Origin of the sequence: Aliidongia dinghuensis (assembly GCF_014643535.1) — a bacterium.
Taxonomy (GTDB): domain Bacteria; phylum Pseudomonadota; class Alphaproteobacteria; order ATCC43930; family CGMCC-115725; genus Aliidongia; species Aliidongia dinghuensis.
In genome coordinates, this window is record NZ_BMJQ01000006.1 from 145,581 (window position 1) to 165,089 (window position 19,509).

The window sequence follows — 19,509 nt, forward strand, 5'->3', positions numbered from 1 at the left end:
CCTCCCTTTGACTTGCGACAGGATGGCCGCCCATGAACATGGCATTGGCCCTGGCCGAACGGCCGAAATTCAGCTTCAACAAGGTTCCGGAAGTCACGCTCGTCTTCTGGATCATCAAGATCATGTCGACGACCGTCGGCGAGACCGGCGCCGATTACCTGGCGGTGCATGTCGGGCTCGGCACCGCGATCACGGGCGGAATCATGTTCGCCCTGCTGGTGGCCGCCCTGGTCACGCAGCTCGGCAAGAACCGCTATGTGCCGTGGATCTACTGGCTGACCGTCGTTCTGGTCAGCATCGTCGGGACCCAGATCACCGACGCGCTGACCGACCGGCTCGGCATCAGCCTCTATGTCAGCACGACGGCCTTCTCCATCCTGCTCGCCCTCACCTTCGCCGTCTGGTACGGCGTCGAGCGGACCCTGTCGATCCATACGATCGTCACCCGCCGGCGTGAGCTCTTCTACTGGGCCGCGATCCTTTGCACCTTCGCGCTCGGCACGGCCGCGGGCGATCTCGCGACGGAGGCGCTCAGCCTCGGCTTCAATGTCGGCGTCCTGGTGTTCGGTGCGCTGATCGCGCTCATCACGCTCGCCTACTACAGGGGCGCCAACGCGGTCCTGACATTCTGGCTTGCCTATATCCTGACCCGGCCGCTCGGCGCCTCGCTCGGCGACCTCCTGTCCCAGGCCCAGACCTACGGTGGGCTCGGTCTCGGCACCGTCAAGACCAGCCTCGTCTTCCTGACCGTCATCACCGCCCTCGTGGCCTTGCTCAGCACCGGCCGAGGATCCGCGAAAATCCAGCCGGTCACGACGCAGGACGATTAAGTCCGGCCGATCACCCCTCTCACCCAACGCAGATAGAGACTGATCATGAAGTTCACCAACGCCGCATTCCTCGTCCCCGCACTGGCCCTGCTGATCGGCGGGCCGCTCCTGCCCGCGACGCCGCTCAGCACGCAAGCGGAGGCGGCGACTGCTTCGAAGCTCGGCGACCTCACGTCCTTCCGCACCATCGTCGTCGATACCAAGGCCTTGGCCGACAAGGACGACCTCGCCGCCGCGAAGACGCGCATCAAGGATCTCGAGGAGGCCTGGGACGATGCCGAAGCCGGCTTGAAGCCCCGGGCGCCGTCCGACTGGCATACGGTCGACAAGGCGATCGACCGGGCGCTCGAGGCGCTCCGCGCCAGCAAGCCGGATGCGGCAACCTGCAAGCAGTCCCTGGCCGATCTGCTCACGACCATGGATCATGTGAGCGGGGTGGTCTGACCCGGAACGTCGAGCAGCCGGAAGGTCGAGCATGCGGGTGCTGCTGGTGGAGGATGACGGCATGATCGGCGGCGCCGTCGCGAGTGCCTTGAAGGACGCGAGCTATGCCGTCGACTGGGTGCGCGACGGCGGCGGCGCCACCACGGCGCTCGACAGCCAGGCCTACGACGTCGTGCTGCTCGACCTGGGGCTGCCCGAGAAGGACGGCGTCGCCATCCTGCGCACGACCCGCTCGCGCGGCAATGCGGTCCCCGTCGTGGTCATCACGGCCCGGGATGCGGTCGAGGATCGCATCCTGGGCCTCGACCATGGCGCCGACGACTATGTCGTGAAACCGTTCGACATGCGGGAGCTGCTGGCGCGGATGCGGGCGGTGATCCGGCGCAAGGGCGGCAGCTCGGGCCCGGTCCTCACCAACGGCATCCTGTCGCTCGACCCGGCAACGCACGAGGCCAAGGCGGACGGCACGGCGACGCGCCTCACGGCACGTGAATTCGCCCTGCTGCGGGCACTGCTGGTCCGTCCGGGCGCCATCCTGTCGCGCAGCGACCTCGAAGACCGGATCTACGGCTGGGGCGAGGAGGTCGAGAGCAATGCGGTCGAGTTCCTGATCCACGCCCTGCGCAAGAAGCTCGGCACCGACAAGATCAAGAACGTCAGGGGCGTGGGATGGATGGTGCCAAAGGGCGATTGACGCGGTCGCTGCAATTCCGCCTGTCGCTATGGCTGTCGCTGACCATCATCGGGGTCGCGGTCGCCGCGGGTGTCATTTCCTTCGCCTCCGCATTCGACGAGGCGATCGAGTTGCAGGACGATCAGCTCCGGCTGACCGCCTCCCTGATCGGCCGCCATCGCTTTTCGGTTCCGCCGGCCGAAGGCCCCAACATGGCGCCCGACGTGACGGACATCGAGCCGGAGTCGCGCCTGGTCGTGCTGCGCCAGCAGCCGCTGGGGGCCTGGGCGCCCGATGGCGAGCTGCCCGGCGTGGATGCTGACCTGCCGGACGGGCTGCAGACCGTCACCATCGCCGGCGTGCCGTGGCGGCTGTTCGTCAAGACGCTCGACCCCGGCGCCCGCATCCTCGTCGGCCAGCAGACGGCCGTGCGCGACGAGATCGCGCGCAGCAGTGCGCTCAGAACGGTGGCGCCGCTCCTCAGCCTCGTGCTGCTGCTGCCGCTGCTGGCGGGCTATATCGTCCGCAACATGCTGCGGCCGCTGAAACGGATGGCGGCCGAGCTCGAGTTCCGCTCGGAGCGAGACTGGCAGGACATCGCCGACGACGGCGTGCCGTCGGAGATCCGCCCGTTCGTGGTCGCGATCAAGCGGCTCTTGGCCCGCGTCGCGCAGTCGCTCTCGGCCCAGCGCCGGTTTGTCGCCGACGCGGCGCACGAGCTGCGCACGCCGCTGACGGCGCTCTCGCTCCAGGCCGAACGGCTGGAGGAGGCAGCAATGTCGGACGAGGCGCGCGAGCGCCTCGCCGCCCTCCGCGCCGGCATCCGGCGGACCCGCGCGCTGCTCGACCAGCTCCTGACGCTCGCCCGGACGCAGCGGGAGACGGGCGAAACGGGACCCGTGTCCCTCGATCAGGTGTTCCGGCAGGTCCTGGAAGACCTGATGCCGCTCGCCGAAGCGAAACGCCTCGACATCGGCGTGGTGAGCCGCAGCGACGTGGTCGTGCAGGCGAACGAGCCGGACCTCATGATCCTGGTGAAGAACCTGGTCGAGAACGCGATCCGCTACACGCCGGAAGGCGGGCGGATCGATCTGGCGGTCGAGACGACGCCCGGCGGCACGATCCTGCGGGTGGACGACACCGGGCCCGGCATCCCGCCCGCCGAACGCGCGCGGGTGTTCGACCCGTTCTATCGGGTGCTCGGCAGCGGCGAGATCGGGTCCGGGCTCGGCCTCTCCATCGTCAAGACGATCGCCGACCGGCTCGGCGCCAGCGTCGCGCTGGGGCAGTCCAACGACGGCGGGCTCCGGGTCACCGTCACCCTTCCCGGCGGTAGTGTCTCAGTTTGAATTTCCGCGCACGAGCCGTCTAAGCCGTTGTGGCAACATTGCAGTGCCCTCACAAGCGGACCTACAATCCCGCAGATGAGACTCGATGCCCTCGGCCCTCGCATTTGCATCATGGGACCGTCGAATAGCGGCAAATCCACCTTGGCAAACGCCATCGGGGCCGCGCGCGGTCTGGCGCCAGTTCATCTGGACCAGCTCTACCATCTGCCGAATACCGATTGGGAACCTCGCCCCGGCGACGAGTTCATCGCCCTGCATGATCAAGCGATCGCAGGGGCGAGCTGGGTCATGGAGGGCAATTACACCCGATGCCTGCCGCAGCGGCTCGAACGCGCGACCGGCTTCATCCTGTTGGATACGTCCACGGCAACCAGCCTCGTACGATATCTGCGCCGATGCTGGTTCGAGCGGAACCGGATCGGCGGGCTCGACGGAGGCAAAGACAGCGTCAAGTGGGAGATGCTCCACTACATCGCGGCCACAACCCGCGACAACCGCAAGCGTTACGACGAGATGTTCGACGGGATCAAACTCCCCAAGATCAGGCTCGGATCAGCAAGAGAAATCGGCAATTTCTATCGATTGCAAGGGCTTGGCCGGTGACGACCCAAGTAGGTCGCAAGGCCTCCGAGCGGGCGATCCCGAAAACGGACGTTCGGCCCCCTACCGAGGGGGCGGCAGCGCGCCCAGCATAGCCATCTCTAGTCCTTGCGACATTCTCCAAGACCGGCGCCCGGTACCTGAGGCATGAGGCTGCCTATTGGGGCCTCTATAATGATGATCACAATCGAAAGGTCAGGCTATAATGGCGATCGTCATCATAGGCTTGGATATGGCCACCGAAAGGGTCGCGAAGTGCGCATCACGAAAGAAAAAAAGCGGGAAAACCACGAGCGGATCGTCGCTATCGCGTCCGAGCTGTTTCGCGAGCATGGCTTCGATGGCGTCGGAGTAGCGGAGCTGATGGAGCGTGCCGGGCTCACGCATGGCGGCTTCTACAACCACTTCCGGTCCAAGGAGGACCTGATTGCCGAGACGGCCGAGAAAGGTTTACGCGAGACCTTGGAGCGCTATGCAGGTCAAGATGCCGTCGCGGTCATGGAACTCTATATCTCGCGCGAACACCGGGACGCGCCCGGGCAAGGGTGTACGGCCGCCGCGCTGAGTTGCGATGCTGCTCGGCAGCCCGATGAAACGAAGTCCGTTTTTGCCGCAGGCATCGAGAAGCTCGTGTGCGCGCTTGAGGACGGCATAGCCCGAAATTCCGCTCCCAGAGGCGGCATGCGAGCGCAAGCCATCAGCGTCCTTGCTCAGGCCGTCGGAGCCGTCATCCTTTCAAGAGCCTGTCCTGACGATTCTTCCCTGGCCGATGAAATACTTGACGCCTGCCGGGCCGATTGCCGCGACGCCATCGAAAATCGAGCCCACAAGCAATAGGGCCACGCCTAGCGCTCCGCTGGACTGACGCGGGAGTGTGCCGGGTTTCAGACGCTCGACAAATCCGGACGAGCGTCAAGTTCTAGCCTGCAACCGTGACGACGACCTTGCCCTTCGCGCGTCCGGTTTCGACATAGGCTAGCGCCTCCCCCGTCTTCTCAAATGGGAACACCTTGTCGATGACTGGTTGGATCACGCCAGCTTCGACCAGGGACGTAATCTCGCCCAACTGCCGCCCCTGCGCGCGCATGAACAGGAACGAATAATTTATACCGAGGCTTTTGGCTTTCTTCCGAACGCCTCGGCTCAGCAGGTGCAATACCAGTTTCAGGAACAGATTCAGGCCGAGTGCTTTGGCAAAAGCGGGATCGGGCGGCCCGGAAATGGAAATGAGCCGGCCGCCCGGCTTCAGCACGCGCAAAGATTTCTTGAGCGTCTTGGGATCCTGACTGTTCAGCACAAGATCGTAGCCCGACAGGATCTTCTCGAAGTCCTGCGTCTTGTAATCGATGACTACATCCGCCCCTAGACTTCTGACCAGATCGGCATTCTTGGCGCTCGTCGTCGTCGCGACGGTAGCGCCGAGATGCTTGGCGAGCTGGATGGCAAAAGTCCCGACGCCGCCGGAACCGGCCTGAATGAACACCTTCTGGCCGCGCTTCACCTTGCCCACCTCGACCAGCGCCTGCCACGCGGTTAGTCCCACCAAGGGAACCGACGCCGCCTCGGCCATGTCGAGGTTTTTAGGCTTCAGCGCGACGTCGGCTTCATTGATGGCAATGAATTCGGCGAAGGTACCGACCCGATGATCGCGCGGGCGGGCATAGATCTCGTCGCCCACCTTGAACCGCCTGACCTTGCTTCCTGTCCTGACGACTGTTCCGGCGACGTCATGCCCTAGGACGAAGGGCGGACGATAGGGAAGGAGAAGTTTGAACTCTCCGCTCCTGACCTTGGAGTCCAGAAGGTTCACGGCCGTTGCGTGTATCCGGACCAAGACATCATTGTCCTGCACTTCCGGCTCCGGCACGTCGGCCAAGTGTAGAGTGCCCTTCTTTTGGTATCTGGCAACGACGAATGCCTTCACAGGCTTTCTCCAATCTCAGGTTAAGAGCGGTATTAGGCGCCAAGGAAGGAAAGAGCCTTCGACACGAAATCGGCGTGGTACTGGAAAATCCCGCCATGCCCGGCGTCCTGGTAGATCACCAGTTCCGCTTCAGGAATGCGGCGAGCGATGTCGGTGCTGTTTACGGTCGGGACCATGACGTCGTCGTCGCCGTTGGCGATCAGAACCGGGATCTTGATCCTGCCGAGGTCTTGCGGTGCCTGACGGCCCCAGGCCTTGATCGCCTTGAGCTGCCGCAGGAAAGCACCGGGAATTGGGCCCTTGTCCCTGGCCGCACTACGTTCCTTCAGCCGGTTCAGAAAGGCTTTCGCGGCTCGGCGACCATGGGCCGTGGATGGGAAAAACAGATAGGATTTCGGGTCTCGAAACGTCAGCAGGCCTTTGAGGATGAGCGGCCAGGACACCGCTCCCACCCTCTCAATGCCGATGCCGCCTGCCGGACCGGTGCCGGTCAGGATGAGTTTCCGTACGAGATGGGGGGCCTTCAGGGTGATGTCCTGCGCCACGAATCCACCGAGCGAAAAGCCGAGCAGATCGACTTTCTCGAAGCCGAGTGCTTCGATCAGGGCAATCGCGTCGCGCGCCATTTCATCGACGGTCACAGGCGCCGTTCCGCCCGACGCACCGATGCCCCGGTAGTTGGTCGCGATGACGCGACGCTTGCAGGCGAAGCCATCGACAATCCGCGGATCGAAATTGTCCAGCACCGCGCCCCAGTGATTGAGGAGAACGAGCGGCACTCCGCCCCTCGGGCCCAGGTCTCGATAGGCGAAGGCCGTCCCGTTGACGCTGATGGAAAGATTGGGCGCCTCGGCGTAGCGCGCACCTGATCCGAGCTTGATGAGCGGCATTGTCATTGGTGATCCATTGTCCGGCTTGGACCGAAAATCTTGAGACGGGAGGGCACCAGTTCGAAGGGCATGGCTCCACGCCTACGCGGTCGGCTGGCTACGCCAGGCCGAATTGCGAGCGCAGGATCTTGTCGAAGAGAGACCGCGGGAGAAAACGCCGAGCAAATGCGACCTGCCGCGCGACCTTGCCGGAAGGGTAACGCAGCCGCGGCGTTCTTTCGGAAGCCGCTCGCACGATGGTTTCGGCCACGCTTTCGGCGGTGTCCGCCACGGCCATCGCACGTTCATACGCCTCGAGATATTTCGCTCGGCTCACGGCGTAGGCGGCGATCGGTGTATCGGCACGGACGGTGCTGGATTCAAACGAGGTCTGCGTGGCGGCGGGCTCAATGACCGCGACGCGCACACCGAACTCACGCACCTCATGATCGAGAGATTCGGAATAGCCCTCGAGCGCATGCTTGGTCGCCGAGTAGTAGGCGTTGTAGGGCGCCGGAATGAGCCCCAACCCGGAGCCAACGTTGAGAATGCGGCCTCTACCCTGCGCTCGCATGATCGGCAGGACCGCATTGGTCACCCGGACGACGCCGTGAAAATTGGTCTCGAACAGCGAGCGGACTTGCGGGATCGAGCTTTCTTCGGCCGCGCCCGTGACCCCGATCCCAGCATTGTTGACGAGCAGGTCGATATGGCCGAACTCGGCATGTGCCAGAGCGACAGCTGCCGCGACTGATTCATCGGATGTGACATCGCAGGCAGCCATCCAAATGCCGTCGCGCATTTCACCAGTTCCGGCATTACGGCTTGTGCCGATCACACGGTAGCCTGCATTCAGCAACGCTGAAGCGGCCGCCTTGCCGATGCCGCTCGACGCCCCGGTGAGAAACGCCGTCTTCTGCTGCGCCTTCGCCCCAACCATCGCCATTGTCTCGACTTCTCGTATGCGGTCCGTCGACCGATGCGGCAGAAGCACGCCAGCTTCGATCATCCGATCGCTTTAATGATGATAATCATCATAATTAATTGATGATGATTATCATCAAAGCTGTCAAGCAGAATTTGCGCAGCCGAACTTGAGGCGATGTCTCTCGGACCGAGCTCCCGATCTCATTCGTCGTTACTTTAGTGTGGATGACGCGGGCGATCTGTTGGCCGCGCATGTGCAGATCTTGGCTGTGGGGCGCCACGAGATGCGCCAGTGCCTTGACCAGCGACATCGTCTTGCCGGAACCGGCACCTGCCTCCATGACAGAGGTCATCGGCGGGTGATGGTCGAGGAAACACTTAGGGCGATATCGGCTTGGGCGGCGATGTGTCCGAGACCACGGGCGAATGTCCTCTGCTATCGCCGCTGGCAGCAAAGCTGCCGGACCGGAATCCACCGAGGCTGTGTGAGAACGCACCTGAGCGGTTTAGACTGGCTCGCTTTGCCGTTGCGGAGGAGCCGGCGATGATGGGCGCTCGAGCGATTCTCCTTGCCGTTGTCCTGCTGGCCGGCCTGTTGTCGGTCGACAGGTCGGCGCGGGCCGAGATCACGGCCGCGGAATACCCGTTGCCGGCCGGCGTGGGCGCGCATGACGTGGCACCGGCGGCGGTCGGTGCCGTCTGGTTCACGGCGCAGATGCAGGGGGCGCTCGGCCGGCTCGATCCGGCGACGGGTCATGTCGAGCTCTTGCCGCTCGGCAAGGACTCGGCACCGCACGGCGTCATCGTCGGGCCCGACGGCGCCGCCTGGGTTACCGACGGCGGCAGCAACGCCATCCTGCGCGTCGACGGCACGACGCGCGCGATATCCCGCTTCCCGCTGCCATCCGGCCGCAACTACGCCAACCTCAACACGGCCGTGCTCGATCCCGCGGGCATCCTGTGGTTCACCGGCCAGGACGGCGTCTATGGCCGGCTCGAGCCGAAGAGCGGCGCGATGAAACTCTGGGAAGCGCCGCGCGGTCCCGGCCCCTATGGCATCACGCGGACGGCGGCGGGCGTGTTCTTCGCCTCGCTCGCCGGCAATTATCTCGGCCGCATCGATCCGGCGACCGGGACGGCGACCGTGCTCGAGCCGCCGACGCCGCGCGCCGGCCCGCGCCGGGCCTGGGCGGATTCGCACGGGCTGATATGGATCAGCGAATGGAACGCCGGCAATGTCGCCCGCTACGACCCGGCGAACGGCCAATGGCGCAGCTGGCATCTGCCGGGCGCCCATCCGCAGGCCTATGCGGTGTTCGTCGACGACCGGGACGTGGTCTGGCTCAGCGATTGGGGCGCCAACGCCATCGTGCGGTTCGATCCGGCAACCGAGCGGTTCCAGGCCTTTCCGTTCAAGAGCGCAGGCGCCGACGTGCGCCAGCTGCTGGGCCGACCGGGCGAAGTCTGGGGCGCCGAATCCGCGCTCGACCGGCTGATCGTGCTCAAGACCCGCTAGGGGCGGGTTAGTCCGAGATGCAGTTGCGCCCCTGGCCTTTGGCGCGATAGAGCGCCTCGTCGGCCCGCTGGGCCAGCTGGGCCGGCGTGTCGCCGGCGCGGTAGGAGCCGATGCCGATGCTGACCGTCACCTTCAGCACCTCGCCATTGTCGAGCTTGATCAACACGCCCTCGACCCGCGCGCGCACCCGCTCCGCCACCAGCTTCCCCCATTCCGGCTTGGTATTGGGCAGGAGCAGGCAGAATTCCTCGCCGCCGAAGCGGGTCACGATGTCGGTCTTGCGGCCCATGTCGGCCAGCACGCCAGCGAGATCGTTCAGCACCTTGTCGCCGGCGGCGTGGCCCCAGGTGTCGTTCACTTCCTTGAACCGGTCGATGTCGCAGATCAGCAGGCTGAGCGGCGCGCGCTCGCGACTGGCGCGCGCGATCTCGACGGCGATCGAGCGGTCGAAATAGCGCCGGTTGAACAGGCCGGTGACGGGATCGAGGAACGCCATGTCCTCGAGCACGCTCAGGCGGTCCTTGAGGCTGCGCGTCTCGGACTGCGCCTCGTAGCTGACGAGGTCGGCAAGGCTGCCGTAGTAGGAGCCGAGCACGACCTCGGCATCCATCATGACGACACGGCCGACCGCGTCGACCGCGAACGTCGCGTCGATCTTCGTCTCGCCGATGAGCGCGTCGGTCATGATCTTCGAGAGCAGCTGGCAGAGCGCCAGATAATGGCGCGGCTTGACGCCCACCTCGAAATGCCGGCGGCCGATCTGTGCCGACCGCTGCAGGCCGGCCGACGACGGGCCCTGGCAGAAGAGGTCGCGCCAATGCTGCTTCAGCGCCGTGAGCACGTTCACGCGCTCCGCCGGGTTGGCGAGCACGGCGGCGACGGTCGCCTCGCCCTTGTCGAGCCTGGCCGCGCGCGCGTCGAATTCGTCGAGCGCCCGGACAGTGGCGGCGCGCGCGTTTTCCAGCAGCTGCTGCGTCTGGCCGTCGATCCGCCAGACGGCAAAGATGGTTTCGCTGTCGATCTCTTGGGGGAACATCCGGTCCGACATCTGCTTGCCCTCGCGCGCCCTGCCGTTTCGGCGCGAGCGCTCGGCCGATTGAAACCAGACATCGGCGGCGAGGGCAAGTCTTCGCAAATCGTCGCGAATTTTATGAATCGCGGCGCTTCGCGGCGAACGGGCCGGGCTCAGGCCGGGACGTAATGGGCGACGCCCTCGCCGAACGACCAGTCGACGAGCGCGTTCTCGACCAGCGAGATCATGACATCCTGCGGCCGGACGCCCGGATTGTCGGCCAGCCGGTCGGTGATGCGGCGATAGAGCGCGCGCTTCTGATCGTCCGTGCGGCCCGCCCGGAGCGTGATCTGCACGATCAGCGGATCGTCCGACCGCGCCACGTCGAAGAAGGTCGGATCGATCATGAGGAAGCCCGGCGCGTGCTCGCTCAGGACATGGAAGCGATCGGCCGGCGGCACGCCGATGGTCTCGACCATCGCCTGCTGCACGGCATCCGAGACCGCCTGGCGCCAGGCCTGGGTCTTGCCGGTTTGAAACGAGATGCGAACGAGCGGCATGATGGATCCTTCTCGCTAAAGCGACGGCCGGGGACGGCGCCGCCGACAACCGTAAGATAGGCGCCTTCGATCGATGATAAAATTTGAATGTTCAAATCTATAAGTTTTATAAAACTCATCGATAGCTATACGGCCCGCGACCGGAAACCGGCAGTTGCAGGACCTTCTTGATGCTGCGGCGCATCGTCATGTAAACGTTTTCAGCTCGTCATCGAAGCGTCACCGCCCGCTCTTAGAGTGCCGTGCCATGCGGAACCGGGCAGCATATTCCAAACTGACCATTCGGGACGTCGCCGCCGAGGCTGGCGTCTCGATCGCCACGGTTTCGCGCGTGCTGAACGGCCGCGCGCCGATCGCGCCCGAAACGGCCGCCAAGGTCCGGGCCGCGGTCGAGCGCCTGGGCTTCCGCGCCAACCGCACCGGGCGCGAGCTGCGCGCCGGCATCAGCCGGACCGTCGGCGTGCTGGTGCCGAGCCTCGACAATCCCGTGTTCGCCGAGAGCGTCACCGGCATCCAGGAGGCAGCGCGCGACGCCGGCTGGTCGGTGCTGATCGCCTCCAGCGGCTACGACGTCGAGCGCGAAAACGAGGCGATCGGCAATCTTCTGTCCCATCGCGTCGGCGGCCTGCTGCTGACGGTCGCCGATGCGGACCGTAGTGCGACGCTCGACACGCTCGACCGCGAGCAGACGCCTTACGTCCTGCTCTACAACCAGCCCGACCGGGACGACCGGGCGACCGCGACCATCGACAATGTCGCGGCCGGCCGCGACGCGACGCGCGCGCTGATCGCGGCCGGACACCGCCGGCTCGCCATGGTCGCCGGCCGCTTCGTCGCCTCGGACCGCTCGAAGCAGCGCCATCGCGGCTTCTCAGAGGCGCTCGCCGAGGCACGGCTCGAGCAGGTGGCGCTCATCGAACTGGACTTCGACGCGGTCGCCGCCTTCGATCCGATGATCCGGGCCGTGCTGACCGGCCCGAACCGGCCGACCGGCCTATTCTGTTCCACCGACCTGCTGGCGCTCCGCATCATGGCGCTCTTACGCGAAGCCCACGTCGCCGTCCCGGGCGAGGTCGGCATCGTCGGCTTCGACGGCATCGCGGTCGGCCGGCTGATGGCGCCGAGCCTCGCCACGATCGTGCAGCCGAGCCGCGAGATGGGCCGGCGCGCATTCCAGCACCTCCTGGCCCGGCTCGAGGGTGCAGCACCCGAGCAGATCCTGTTGCCCTATGAATTCCGGCCGGGCGGCTCGCTCGGCGGCACCGCCAACGCACCTCAAGGGGAATGATCGACATGCTGACGAAGAACCTGCGCGCGCTGGCCATCGCCGGCGCTCTCGCGAGCCTGGTCGCGGGCGCCGCCCGGGCCGAGGAGACGGCCATCTGCTACAACTGCCCGCCGGAATGGGCCGACTGGGCGGCGCAGATCAAGGCGATCAAGGATGCGACCGGCATCACCGTGCCGTTCGACAACAAGAACAGCGGCCAGGCGATCGCCGCCGTCATCGCCGAGAAAGCGAATCCGGTCGCCGACGTGCTCTATCTGGGCGGCCAGGTCGGCATCCAGGCGAAGGATCAGGGCCTGACCCAGCCCTACAAGCCCACGGGCTTCGACGCGATCCCGGCCGACCTCAAGGATCCGGACGGCTACTGGTTCACCATCCACAGCGGTACCTTGGGCCTCATGGTCAACAAGGACGCGCTCGGCGGCAAGCCGATGCCGAAGTCGTGGAAGGACCTCTTGAAGCCCGAATACAAGGGCATGGTGGGATATCTCGATCCTACCAGCGCCGCCGTCGGCTTCGTCGGCGCCACCGCGGTCAACGAGGCGCTCGGCGGCAACTACAAGGACTACAGCCCCGCCATCCAGTTCTTCAAGGAACTGGCCAAGAACGACCCGATCGTGCCGAAGCAGACGGCCTATGCCCGCGTGCTGTCGGGCGAGATCCCGATCCTGTTCGACTATGACTTCGACGCCTATCGCGCCAAGTACAAGGACAAGGCGCCGATCGAGTTCGTGATCCCGGCCGAGGGCTCGGTGACCTTCCCCTATGTCATGGCGCTGGTCGCCCACGACCCGCACGAGGCCAATGCCAAGAAGGTGCTGGACTTCGTGCTGTCGGAGAAGGGTCAGCAGATCTGGGCCGGCGCCTACCTGCGCCCGGTCATGGCCTCGGCCTTGACGCCCGATCTCGCCGCCAAGTTCCTGCCGGCGAGCGACTATGCCCGGGCGAAGCCGCTCGACCTCGCAGCACTCGCGACCGCACAGAAGGCGTTCATCGAACGCTATCAGGCCGAGGTCCACTGACAATGGGGGCGCCGCGCGGCCGGGTGATCGCAGGACTGATGATCCTGCCCGCGGCGCTCCTGTTCCTGGCCTTCTTCGTCCTGCCACTCGTCCGCCTGGTCGTGGCCGGTGGTGCCGGGCCGGACGGCTGGGCCGGCTACGGCACCGCCCTTGCCGACACGCGGCATCTCGCAAGCCTCATGGAAACGCTCGTGCTGTCGATCGCAACGACGCTCGCCACCTTGGTGCTGGGCGGCATTCCCGGCCTGTTCCTGGCCCGCAACCGCTTTCCGGGCCGCACCTTCCTGGTCTCGGTCCTGACCCTGCCCTTGGCCTTTCCGGGCGTGGTCGTGGGCTTCATGGTGATCTTGCTTGCCGGCCGGCAGGGCCTGATCGGTCAGGTCTCGCAGTTGCTCGGCGGCGAGCGGATCGTGTTCGCCTATTCCATGGCCGGCCTGTTCCTGGGCTACATCTATTTCTCGATCCCGCGCGTCGTGCTGACCGTCATGGCGTCGGCCGAGAAGCTCGATCCGCAGCTTGAGGAGGCCGCGCGCAGCCTCGGCGCCTCGCCCTGGCGCGTGTTCCAGGACGTGATCCTGCCGGGTCTCAAACCTGCGCTCATCTCGGCCGGTGCCATCACCTTCGCGACCTCCATGGGCGCCTTCGGTACAGCCTTCACGCTCGCAACCCGCATCGACGTGCTGCCCATGGTCATCTACACGGAATTCACGCTCGGCGTGAACCTGGCCGCGGCCGCAGGCTTGAGCCTGCTCCTGGGCGCCGTCACCTGGGCGGCCTTGGCGCTCGCCCGCTCGGCCGCCGGTGCCGGCGTCGCGGCGGCGGGCTGACGCGATGCGCAAGCGCTCCCTGGGCTTCTGGCTGCAGCTCGCCCTGACCCTCCTCGTCTCGGCCTTCCTGGGCGTGCCGATCGTGCAGTCCATGCTGGCCGGCGTCACGCGCAACATCTTTGTGGGCTTGAAGAGCGGCCTGACGGTCGACTGGATCGACCAGGTGCTGGCGCTCTACTGGCCAGCAATCCTGCTGTCGATCGAGCTGGCGCTCGGCTGCCTCGCGGTGACGCTGGTGATCGGCGTACCGGCCGCCTACGGGCTCGCCCGTGCGCCGGGCCGGCTCGCGCGCCTCATGGAGGAGGCGCTGGTGCTGCCGGTCGCAGTCCCTGGCCTTGCGACTGCGCTGGCGCTCGTCGTCGCCTATAACGGCTGGGGCGGCTTCCGCCAGAGCGCCTTCTTCATCCTGGCCGGGCACGTGCTGTTCACGCTCCCCTTCATGGTGCGCGCCGTGCTGGCGGTGATGGCGTCCAGCGACTTGGCGACGCTCGAGGAGGGGGCGGCCAGCCTCGGCGCCGGCTTCGTCCGCCGTTTCTTCGACGTGGTGCTGCCTAACTGCCGCTCCGGCATCCTGGCCGGCGCGCTCACGGTCGTGACGCTGTCGATCGGCGAGTTCAACCTGACCTGGCTCTTGCACACGCCCTTGACCAAGACCCTGCCGGTCGGCCTCGCCGACGCCTATGCCTCGCTCAGGCTCGAGATCGGCAGCGCCTATACGCTCGTCTTCTTCGTCCTGATCGTGCCCCTGCTGGTGGCGCTGCAACTTTTGGCCCGGCCGCGCGCGGCCAGGCCCATGCCCGAAGAATAAAAATGCCTGAGGAACAGAAATGACCGTGCCCGTCCGTCTCGACGCCTGCGCCAAGCATTACGGGGCGACCCGGGTGCTGGAGCCGATCGACCTCGAGATCACGGCCGGCGAGACCATCGTGCTCCTGGGCCCGTCGGGCTGCGGCAAGACCACGACGCTCCGGCTCATCGCCGGGCTCGAGACGCCGGACGCGGGTGGGCGTGTACGCTTCGGCGAGCGCGACGTCACCCACCTGCCGATCGAGCGGCGCAACGTCGGCATGGTGTTCCAGTCCTACGCCCTCTTCCCGAACATGACGGTCGCCGAGAATGTCGGCTATGGCCTGAAGATCCGCGGCGTGCCGGCACCCGAGCGGCGCCGGCGGGTGTCGGAGATGCTGGAGATGATGCGGATCGGCGATCTGGCCGGCCGCGCCATCGGGCAATTGTCGGGCGGCCAGCGCCAGCGTGTCGCCTTGGCCCGCGCCATCGCGGTCGAGCCGGAGGTATTGCTGCTGGACGAGCCGCTGACGGCGCTCGACGCGAAGCTGCGCGAGGCGCTGCGCGTCGAGATCGACCGGCTGCTGCGCGGGCTCGGCATCACCACCGTCTATGTCACGCACGACCAGGCCGAGGCCATGGCCTTGGGCGACCGGATCGTGGTCATGAGCAAGGGCCGCATCGCCCAGATCGGCCGGCCGCGCGACATCTGGTTCGCGCCGGCCGATCGTTTCGTTGCCGAATTCATCGGCACGACCAGCCCGCTGCCGGGCGAGATCGCGGGCGGCGTGCTCACGGTCGCCGGCGCCGCGCTCGCCTGGCCCGGCGCCGACGGCCCGGTCGACGTCGCGATCCGGCCCGATGCTGCAACGCTGGTTTCGGATGCCGCCGGTCCCGGCCGCTTGACCGCGACGGTGCAGGCAGCGCAATTCCTCGGCGACCGGACGCGCCTCGCCGTCGCGCTCGCAGGCGACCGGCTGCTGACGATCGACGTCGGCGCACGCGAGGCGCCTGAGCCCGGCACCGCCGTGGCGCTGGCACTCGATCCCGCCGCCCTCATCGTGCTCGCCCGGAGTTAAGCCCATGCTGCTTGCCCAGATCACCGACCTGCACATCAAGCCGCGCGGCCGGCTCGCCTATCGCACGGTCGATACCGCCCAATGCCTGGAAAAGGCGGTCGAGGCGCTGCTCGCGGTGCCGCAGGCGCCGGACGCGGTGCTGGTGACCGGCGACCTGGTCGATGCCGGCCGGCCCGAGGAATACGGTCTCTTGAAGGAGATCCTGTCGCCGATCCGGCTGCCGCTGTTCCTGATGCCCGGCAACCACGACGCGCGCGGGCCGCTGCGCGCGGTGTTTGCCGACCATCGCTATCTCGGCAGCGACGGTCCGATCCAGTACACGGTCGAGGAATTTCCGCTGCGCCTCATAGCACTCGACAGCCTGGTCGACGGCCAGGGCGGCGGCCAGCTCGGTGCCGCCCAGCTCGACTGGCTCGACCGGCGCTTGGCCGAGCAGCCGGAGCGGCCGACCGTCGTCGCCGCGCATCACCCGCCGTTCGCGACCGGCATCGGCCATATGGACAAGATCGGGCTCGAGGATGCGGCCGGCCTGGCGGAAGTCATCCGCAAGCACGGCCAGGTCGAGCGCGTGCTGTCCGGCCACCTGCACCGGTCGATCCAGACCCGCTTCGCCGGCACCCTTGCGTCGACCGCACCGTCGACCGCCCATGCGGTGGCACTCAACATCAGCCCGGACGCGCCGTCCGCCTTCAGCCTGGAGCCGTCGGGCTTCCAGTTGCATTGGTACGAGCCCACGGCCGGCCTCATCAGCCATACCGCCGCGATCGGCGATTTCCCCGGGCCGTTTCCGTTCTTCGAGAATGGAGTCCTCATCGACTAGAGACGGATTCACGGAATGAGTGGAATCGCTTGGCGATCCACTCATTCCGTGAATCCGTCTCTAATCAAATATTTAGAGCGCGATTCACGCATTGGCTGGTTCCAGCCAATGCGACCGCGCTCTAGGCTCCGCATCGCCAACATGGAGGGTCAGGGGATGGCGCACGAAATCACCGGGTGGAGCGAGGCGGTCAGCGCCTACATCGTCCGGAACGGCACGCGCGAGACGGCACTGCAGGCGCGGCTGCGCGACGAGACGCTCGCGACCGGGCGCAGCGGCATGCAGATCGGCCCGGACCAGGGCCAGTTCCTGGGCTTCCTCGTCAGCCTGCTCGGCGCGAGGCGCGTACTGGAGATCGGCACTTTCACCGGTTATTCGGCACTTGCCATGGCCCAGGCACTCCCAGTCGACGGACGGCTCGACGCCTGCGACATCAGCCGCGAATGGACCGACATCGGCCGGCGCTATTGGACCGAAGCCGGTGTTGCGGATAGGATCACGCTGCATCTGGCCTCGGCGCTCGACACGCTTGCCGGTTTCGCGCCCGCGAGCTTCGATCTCGCCTTCATCGACGCCGACAAGACGAACTACGACGCCTACTACGAGGCCTGCCTGGAACTTGTCCGGCCGGGAGGCGTCATAGCGCTCGACAACATGCTGTGGAGCGGAACCGTCGCCGACATGTCGGACATGCAACCGGATACGGTGGCGCTGCGCGCGCTCAACGCCAAGATACAAGCGGATGATCGGGTTGACATGAGCCTGTTGCCGATCGGCGATGGCCTGACGCTGGTCCGGCGTCGCTGAGCACAGGTTGGGGCTGCCGCCAGGGCAGATCCCGCGTTTTTGCAAGAAAAGAACCCGCACAGGCCCGTTACGGGCAATGAAACAGCGACGTGAACGGACTATGATGCACTGCCCACCGGCGCTAGGGTGCCGGCGGGCCTGCACTTTCCGCGCGTCCCGAGGATCGCGAATCCACTATGAGCACTGATACCCTAGCCGGCCAATCCCAAGCGGCCACCGAGCTTCATGCGATCGACGGCGAGGCCCAGGCGCATCACGGGCCCTGGTGGCTCGCGGCCTTGACCGCCCTCGGCATCGTGTTCGGCGACATCGGCACCTCGCCGCTCTATGCGCTGCAAGTCGCCCTGAAGGCGACCGGCCACGCCGCGCCCACGACCGAGGATGTCCTCGGCATCGTGAGCCTGGTGTTCTGGGCGCTGACACTCATCGTCGCGTTCAAATATGTCGCCCTCGTGCTGCGGGCCGATAACGAGGGCGAGGGCGGCATCCTGGCGCTCCTGTCGCTGGTCATCGCCAAGGGCGACGTCAAGCGGCGCCTGCCTATCCTGGTGCTGCTGGGCGTCGCGGGTGCGGCACTGCTCTACGGCGACGGCGTCATCACCCCGGCCATTTCCGTGCTCTCGGCCCTCGAAGGCATCAAGGTCGTGGAGCCGGCACTCGAGCCCTGGGTCATTCCGCTGACGCTCGCGATCCTGGTGGCCCTGTTCCTGATCCAGCGCCGCGGCACCGCCGAGATCGGCCGGCTGTTCGGACCGATCATGTGCCTGTGGTTCATCGCGATCGCCGTCTTCGGGCTCATCAGCATCATCAAGAGCCCCCAAGTGCTGCGCGCGCTCAACCCGATCGAAGCCGCGCATTTCCTCGCCGACGATCCGCTCATTTCCTTCGCCGTGTTCGGTGCCGTGTTCCTGGCGCTGACCGGCGGCGAGGCGCTCTATGCCGACATGGGCCATGTGGGCGCCACCTCGATCCGGCGCGCCTGGTTCGGCCTGGTCATGCCGGCGCTGGTGCTGTGCTACTTCGGCCAGGGCGCGCTCATCCTCCGCCATCCGGAGGCAGCCGATAATCCGTTCTACAAGACGGTGCCCGACTGGGCGCTGACGCCGATGATCGCGCTCGCCGCCATGGCGACGGTGATCGCGAGCCAGGCGCTCATCTCCGGCGTGTTCTCGCTGACGCGCCAGGCGATCCAGATGCGGCTGTCGCCGCGCATGCCGGTGATCCCGACCTCGGTCCATGCCTACGGACAGATCTATATCGCGCTTGTCAATTGGCTCTTGATGATCGCGACGCTCGCCGTCGTCGTGATGTTCAAGAGCTCCGACGCGCTGGCGTCGGCCTATGGCATCGCCGTGTCGGGCACGATGCTGATCACGACGATCCTGCTCTATCGGGTCATCCGCGACAAATGGCACTGGCCACCGCTCGCCGCCTGGCCGCTCATCGCCGTCTTCGCAGCGATCGACGCGACCTTCTTCGCCGCGAACGCGACCAAGCTCGTCGAAGGCGGCTGGCTGCCGCTCGCGATCGGCGCCTTCGTCTGCTTCATCATGCTGTCCTGGCGCTTGGGCAATATCGAGGTGCAGAAGCGCCTCGCCGAAGTGTCCATGCCCTTCTCGGACTTCTTGGAGCAGGTCGACGGCATGCTCGTCGCCCGCCTGCCCGGTTGCGGCGTGTTCGTGACGCGCTCGTCCGACCGCTGCTCGCCGATGATCCTGCATCACATCGAGCACAACCGCGTGCTGCACGAGAACGTCATCCTGCTGACCGTAGTGCCGACGCGCCGGCCGCGCGTGCCGGTGTCGGAGCGGCTCGAGATCCACGAACTCGGCCATGGCTTCCACCGGGTGACCGTGCGCATCGGCTTCATGCAGCGCGCCGACATCCCGGCAGCACTCAGGGCCTGCCACAAGATGGGCCTCGATTTCTGCAAGGATAAGCTGCACTACTACGTCGGCCACGAGAGCCTGGTGCGCCGGACCAAGGCGTCGACGCTGAGCCCGCCGGTCTGGGAGGCCTATAATTTCATGCACCGCATGTCGATGCGCGCCGCCGACTATTTCCACCTGCCGCAAAAGCAGGTGATCGAGGTGGGCTTCCGGCTGGAGATCTGACGGCACGACAGCCGCGCACCCCTTGCATTTCCGCCATTTTTAGCACATTGTTGGCGTCGGGATCG

General features: G+C 66.2%; 21 protein-coding genes. 15 read left to right on the top strand and 6 right to left on the bottom strand.

What is annotated here, in order from left to right; genetic code table 11:
* Positions 1 to 32 precede the first annotated feature (32 nt).
* The 6 genes from IEY58_RS12995 (at position 33) to IEY58_RS13020 (ending at position 4,733) form a co-directional block, all read left to right on the top strand.
* Positions 33 to 830, top strand: coding sequence for a COG4705 family protein (locus IEY58_RS12995; RefSeq protein WP_229743691.1), 798 nt, complete (start codon positions 33 to 35; stop codon positions 828 to 830).
* Positions 831 to 875: 45 nt separating this feature from the next.
* Positions 876 to 1,274, top strand: coding sequence for a histidine kinase (locus IEY58_RS13000; RefSeq protein ID WP_189046343.1), 399 nt, complete (start codon positions 876 to 878; stop codon positions 1,272 to 1,274).
* 31 nt (positions 1,275 to 1,305) lie between these two features.
* Positions 1,306 to 1,968: a response regulator gene (locus IEY58_RS13005; RefSeq protein ID WP_189046344.1), complete on the top strand. Its 663-nt coding sequence runs from the start codon at positions 1,306 to 1,308 to the stop codon at positions 1,966 to 1,968.
* Positions 1,944 to 3,296, top strand: a complete 1,353-nt coding sequence (locus IEY58_RS13010; protein ID WP_189046345.1) for an ATP-binding protein — start codon at positions 1,944 to 1,946, stop codon at positions 3,294 to 3,296. The genes IEY58_RS13005 and IEY58_RS13010 overlap by 25 nt, the downstream gene beginning before the upstream one ends.
* 75 nt (positions 3,297 to 3,371) lie before the next feature.
* Complete coding sequence (locus tag IEY58_RS13015) at positions 3,372 to 3,899, top strand: P-loop NTPase family protein (protein WP_189046347.1); 528 nt, start codon at positions 3,372 to 3,374, stop codon at positions 3,897 to 3,899.
* A 171-nt stretch (positions 3,900 to 4,070) separates the two neighbouring features.
* Complete coding sequence (locus IEY58_RS13020) at positions 4,071 to 4,733, top strand: TetR/AcrR family transcriptional regulator (RefSeq protein ID WP_229743692.1); 663 nt, start codon at positions 4,071 to 4,073, stop codon at positions 4,731 to 4,733.
* A gap of 82 nt (positions 4,734 to 4,815) precedes the next feature.
* Here the strand turns inward: IEY58_RS13020 and IEY58_RS13025 are convergent, their stop codons facing one another.
* The 4 genes from IEY58_RS13025 to IEY58_RS13040 all read right to left on the bottom strand — a co-directional run bounded on the left by IEY58_RS13025 (position 4,816) and on the right by IEY58_RS13040 (position 7,969).
* Entirely contained in the window at positions 4,816 to 5,820 is a 1,005-nt protein-coding gene (locus IEY58_RS13025; protein ID WP_189046350.1) for an NADP-dependent oxidoreductase, read from the bottom strand.
* A 32-nt stretch (positions 5,821 to 5,852) separates the two neighbouring features.
* Positions 5,853 to 6,710, bottom strand: coding sequence for an alpha/beta fold hydrolase (locus tag IEY58_RS13030; RefSeq protein WP_229743693.1), 858 nt, complete (start codon positions 6,708 to 6,710; stop codon positions 5,853 to 5,855).
* Between the two features lie 97 nt (positions 6,711 to 6,807).
* Entirely contained in the window at positions 6,808 to 7,698 is an 891-nt protein-coding gene (locus IEY58_RS13035; RefSeq protein ID WP_229743694.1) for an oxidoreductase, read from the bottom strand.
* Between the two features lie 31 nt (positions 7,699 to 7,729).
* Positions 7,730 to 7,969: a UvrD-helicase domain-containing protein gene (locus tag IEY58_RS13040; RefSeq protein WP_189046354.1), complete on the bottom strand. Its 240-nt coding sequence runs from the start codon at positions 7,967 to 7,969 to the stop codon at positions 7,730 to 7,732.
* A 191-nt stretch (positions 7,970 to 8,160) separates the two neighbouring features.
* Here IEY58_RS13040 and IEY58_RS13045 point away from each other — a divergent pair, with 191 nt between their 5' ends.
* Entirely contained in the window at positions 8,161 to 9,132 is a 972-nt protein-coding gene (locus IEY58_RS13045) for a Vgb family protein (protein WP_189046356.1), read from the top strand.
* A 7-nt stretch (positions 9,133 to 9,139) separates the two neighbouring features.
* Here the strand turns inward: IEY58_RS13045 and IEY58_RS13050 are convergent, their stop codons facing one another.
* On the bottom strand, positions 9,140 to 10,180 hold the full coding sequence (locus IEY58_RS13050) for a GGDEF domain-containing protein (RefSeq protein WP_189046358.1): 1,041 nt from the start codon (positions 10,178 to 10,180) through the stop codon (positions 9,140 to 9,142).
* A gap of 137 nt (positions 10,181 to 10,317) precedes the next feature.
* Positions 10,318 to 10,704, bottom strand: a complete 387-nt coding sequence (locus IEY58_RS13055) for a tautomerase family protein (RefSeq protein WP_189046360.1) — start codon at positions 10,702 to 10,704, stop codon at positions 10,318 to 10,320.
* Between the two features lie 247 nt (positions 10,705 to 10,951).
* On the opposite strand from IEY58_RS13055, the gene IEY58_RS13060 reads away from it, so the two are divergent.
* From IEY58_RS13060 to IEY58_RS13095, 8 genes are all read left to right on the top strand, one after another.
* Positions 10,952 to 11,992: a LacI family DNA-binding transcriptional regulator gene (locus IEY58_RS13060; protein ID WP_189046362.1), complete on the top strand. Its 1,041-nt coding sequence runs from the start codon at positions 10,952 to 10,954 to the stop codon at positions 11,990 to 11,992.
* 5 nt (positions 11,993 to 11,997) lie between these two features.
* Positions 11,998 to 13,011, top strand: a complete 1,014-nt coding sequence (locus IEY58_RS13065) for an ABC transporter substrate-binding protein (protein ID WP_229743695.1) — start codon at positions 11,998 to 12,000, stop codon at positions 13,009 to 13,011.
* Positions 13,012 to 13,013: 2 nt separating this feature from the next.
* On the top strand, positions 13,014 to 13,838 hold the full coding sequence (locus IEY58_RS13070) for an ABC transporter permease (RefSeq protein ID WP_189046366.1): 825 nt from the start codon (positions 13,014 to 13,016) through the stop codon (positions 13,836 to 13,838).
* 4 nt (positions 13,839 to 13,842) lie between these two features.
* Positions 13,843 to 14,646 carry an ABC transporter permease gene (locus IEY58_RS13075; protein ID WP_189046368.1) on the top strand — a complete coding sequence of 268 codons (804 nt, stop codon included), beginning with the start codon at positions 13,843 to 13,845 and terminating at the stop codon, positions 14,644 to 14,646.
* A gap of 19 nt (positions 14,647 to 14,665) precedes the next feature.
* The gene (locus tag IEY58_RS13080) at positions 14,666 to 15,703 is read left to right on the top strand and encodes an ABC transporter ATP-binding protein (protein WP_189046369.1); all 1,038 of its coding nucleotides are present in this window, start codon (positions 14,666 to 14,668) and stop codon (positions 15,701 to 15,703) included.
* A 4-nt stretch (positions 15,704 to 15,707) separates the two neighbouring features.
* On the top strand, positions 15,708 to 16,523 hold the full coding sequence (locus IEY58_RS13085) for a phosphodiesterase (RefSeq protein ID WP_189046371.1): 816 nt from the start codon (positions 15,708 to 15,710) through the stop codon (positions 16,521 to 16,523).
* A gap of 156 nt (positions 16,524 to 16,679) precedes the next feature.
* Positions 16,680 to 17,330 (top strand): O-methyltransferase, encoded by a 651-nt coding sequence (locus IEY58_RS13090; protein ID WP_189046373.1) that lies wholly within the window; start codon positions 16,680 to 16,682, stop codon positions 17,328 to 17,330.
* A gap of 176 nt (positions 17,331 to 17,506) precedes the next feature.
* Positions 17,507 to 19,444 carry a potassium transporter Kup gene (locus tag IEY58_RS13095; protein WP_189046375.1) on the top strand — a complete coding sequence of 646 codons (1,938 nt, stop codon included), beginning with the start codon at positions 17,507 to 17,509 and terminating at the stop codon, positions 19,442 to 19,444.
* The last annotated feature ends 65 nt before the right edge of the window (positions 19,445 to 19,509 follow it).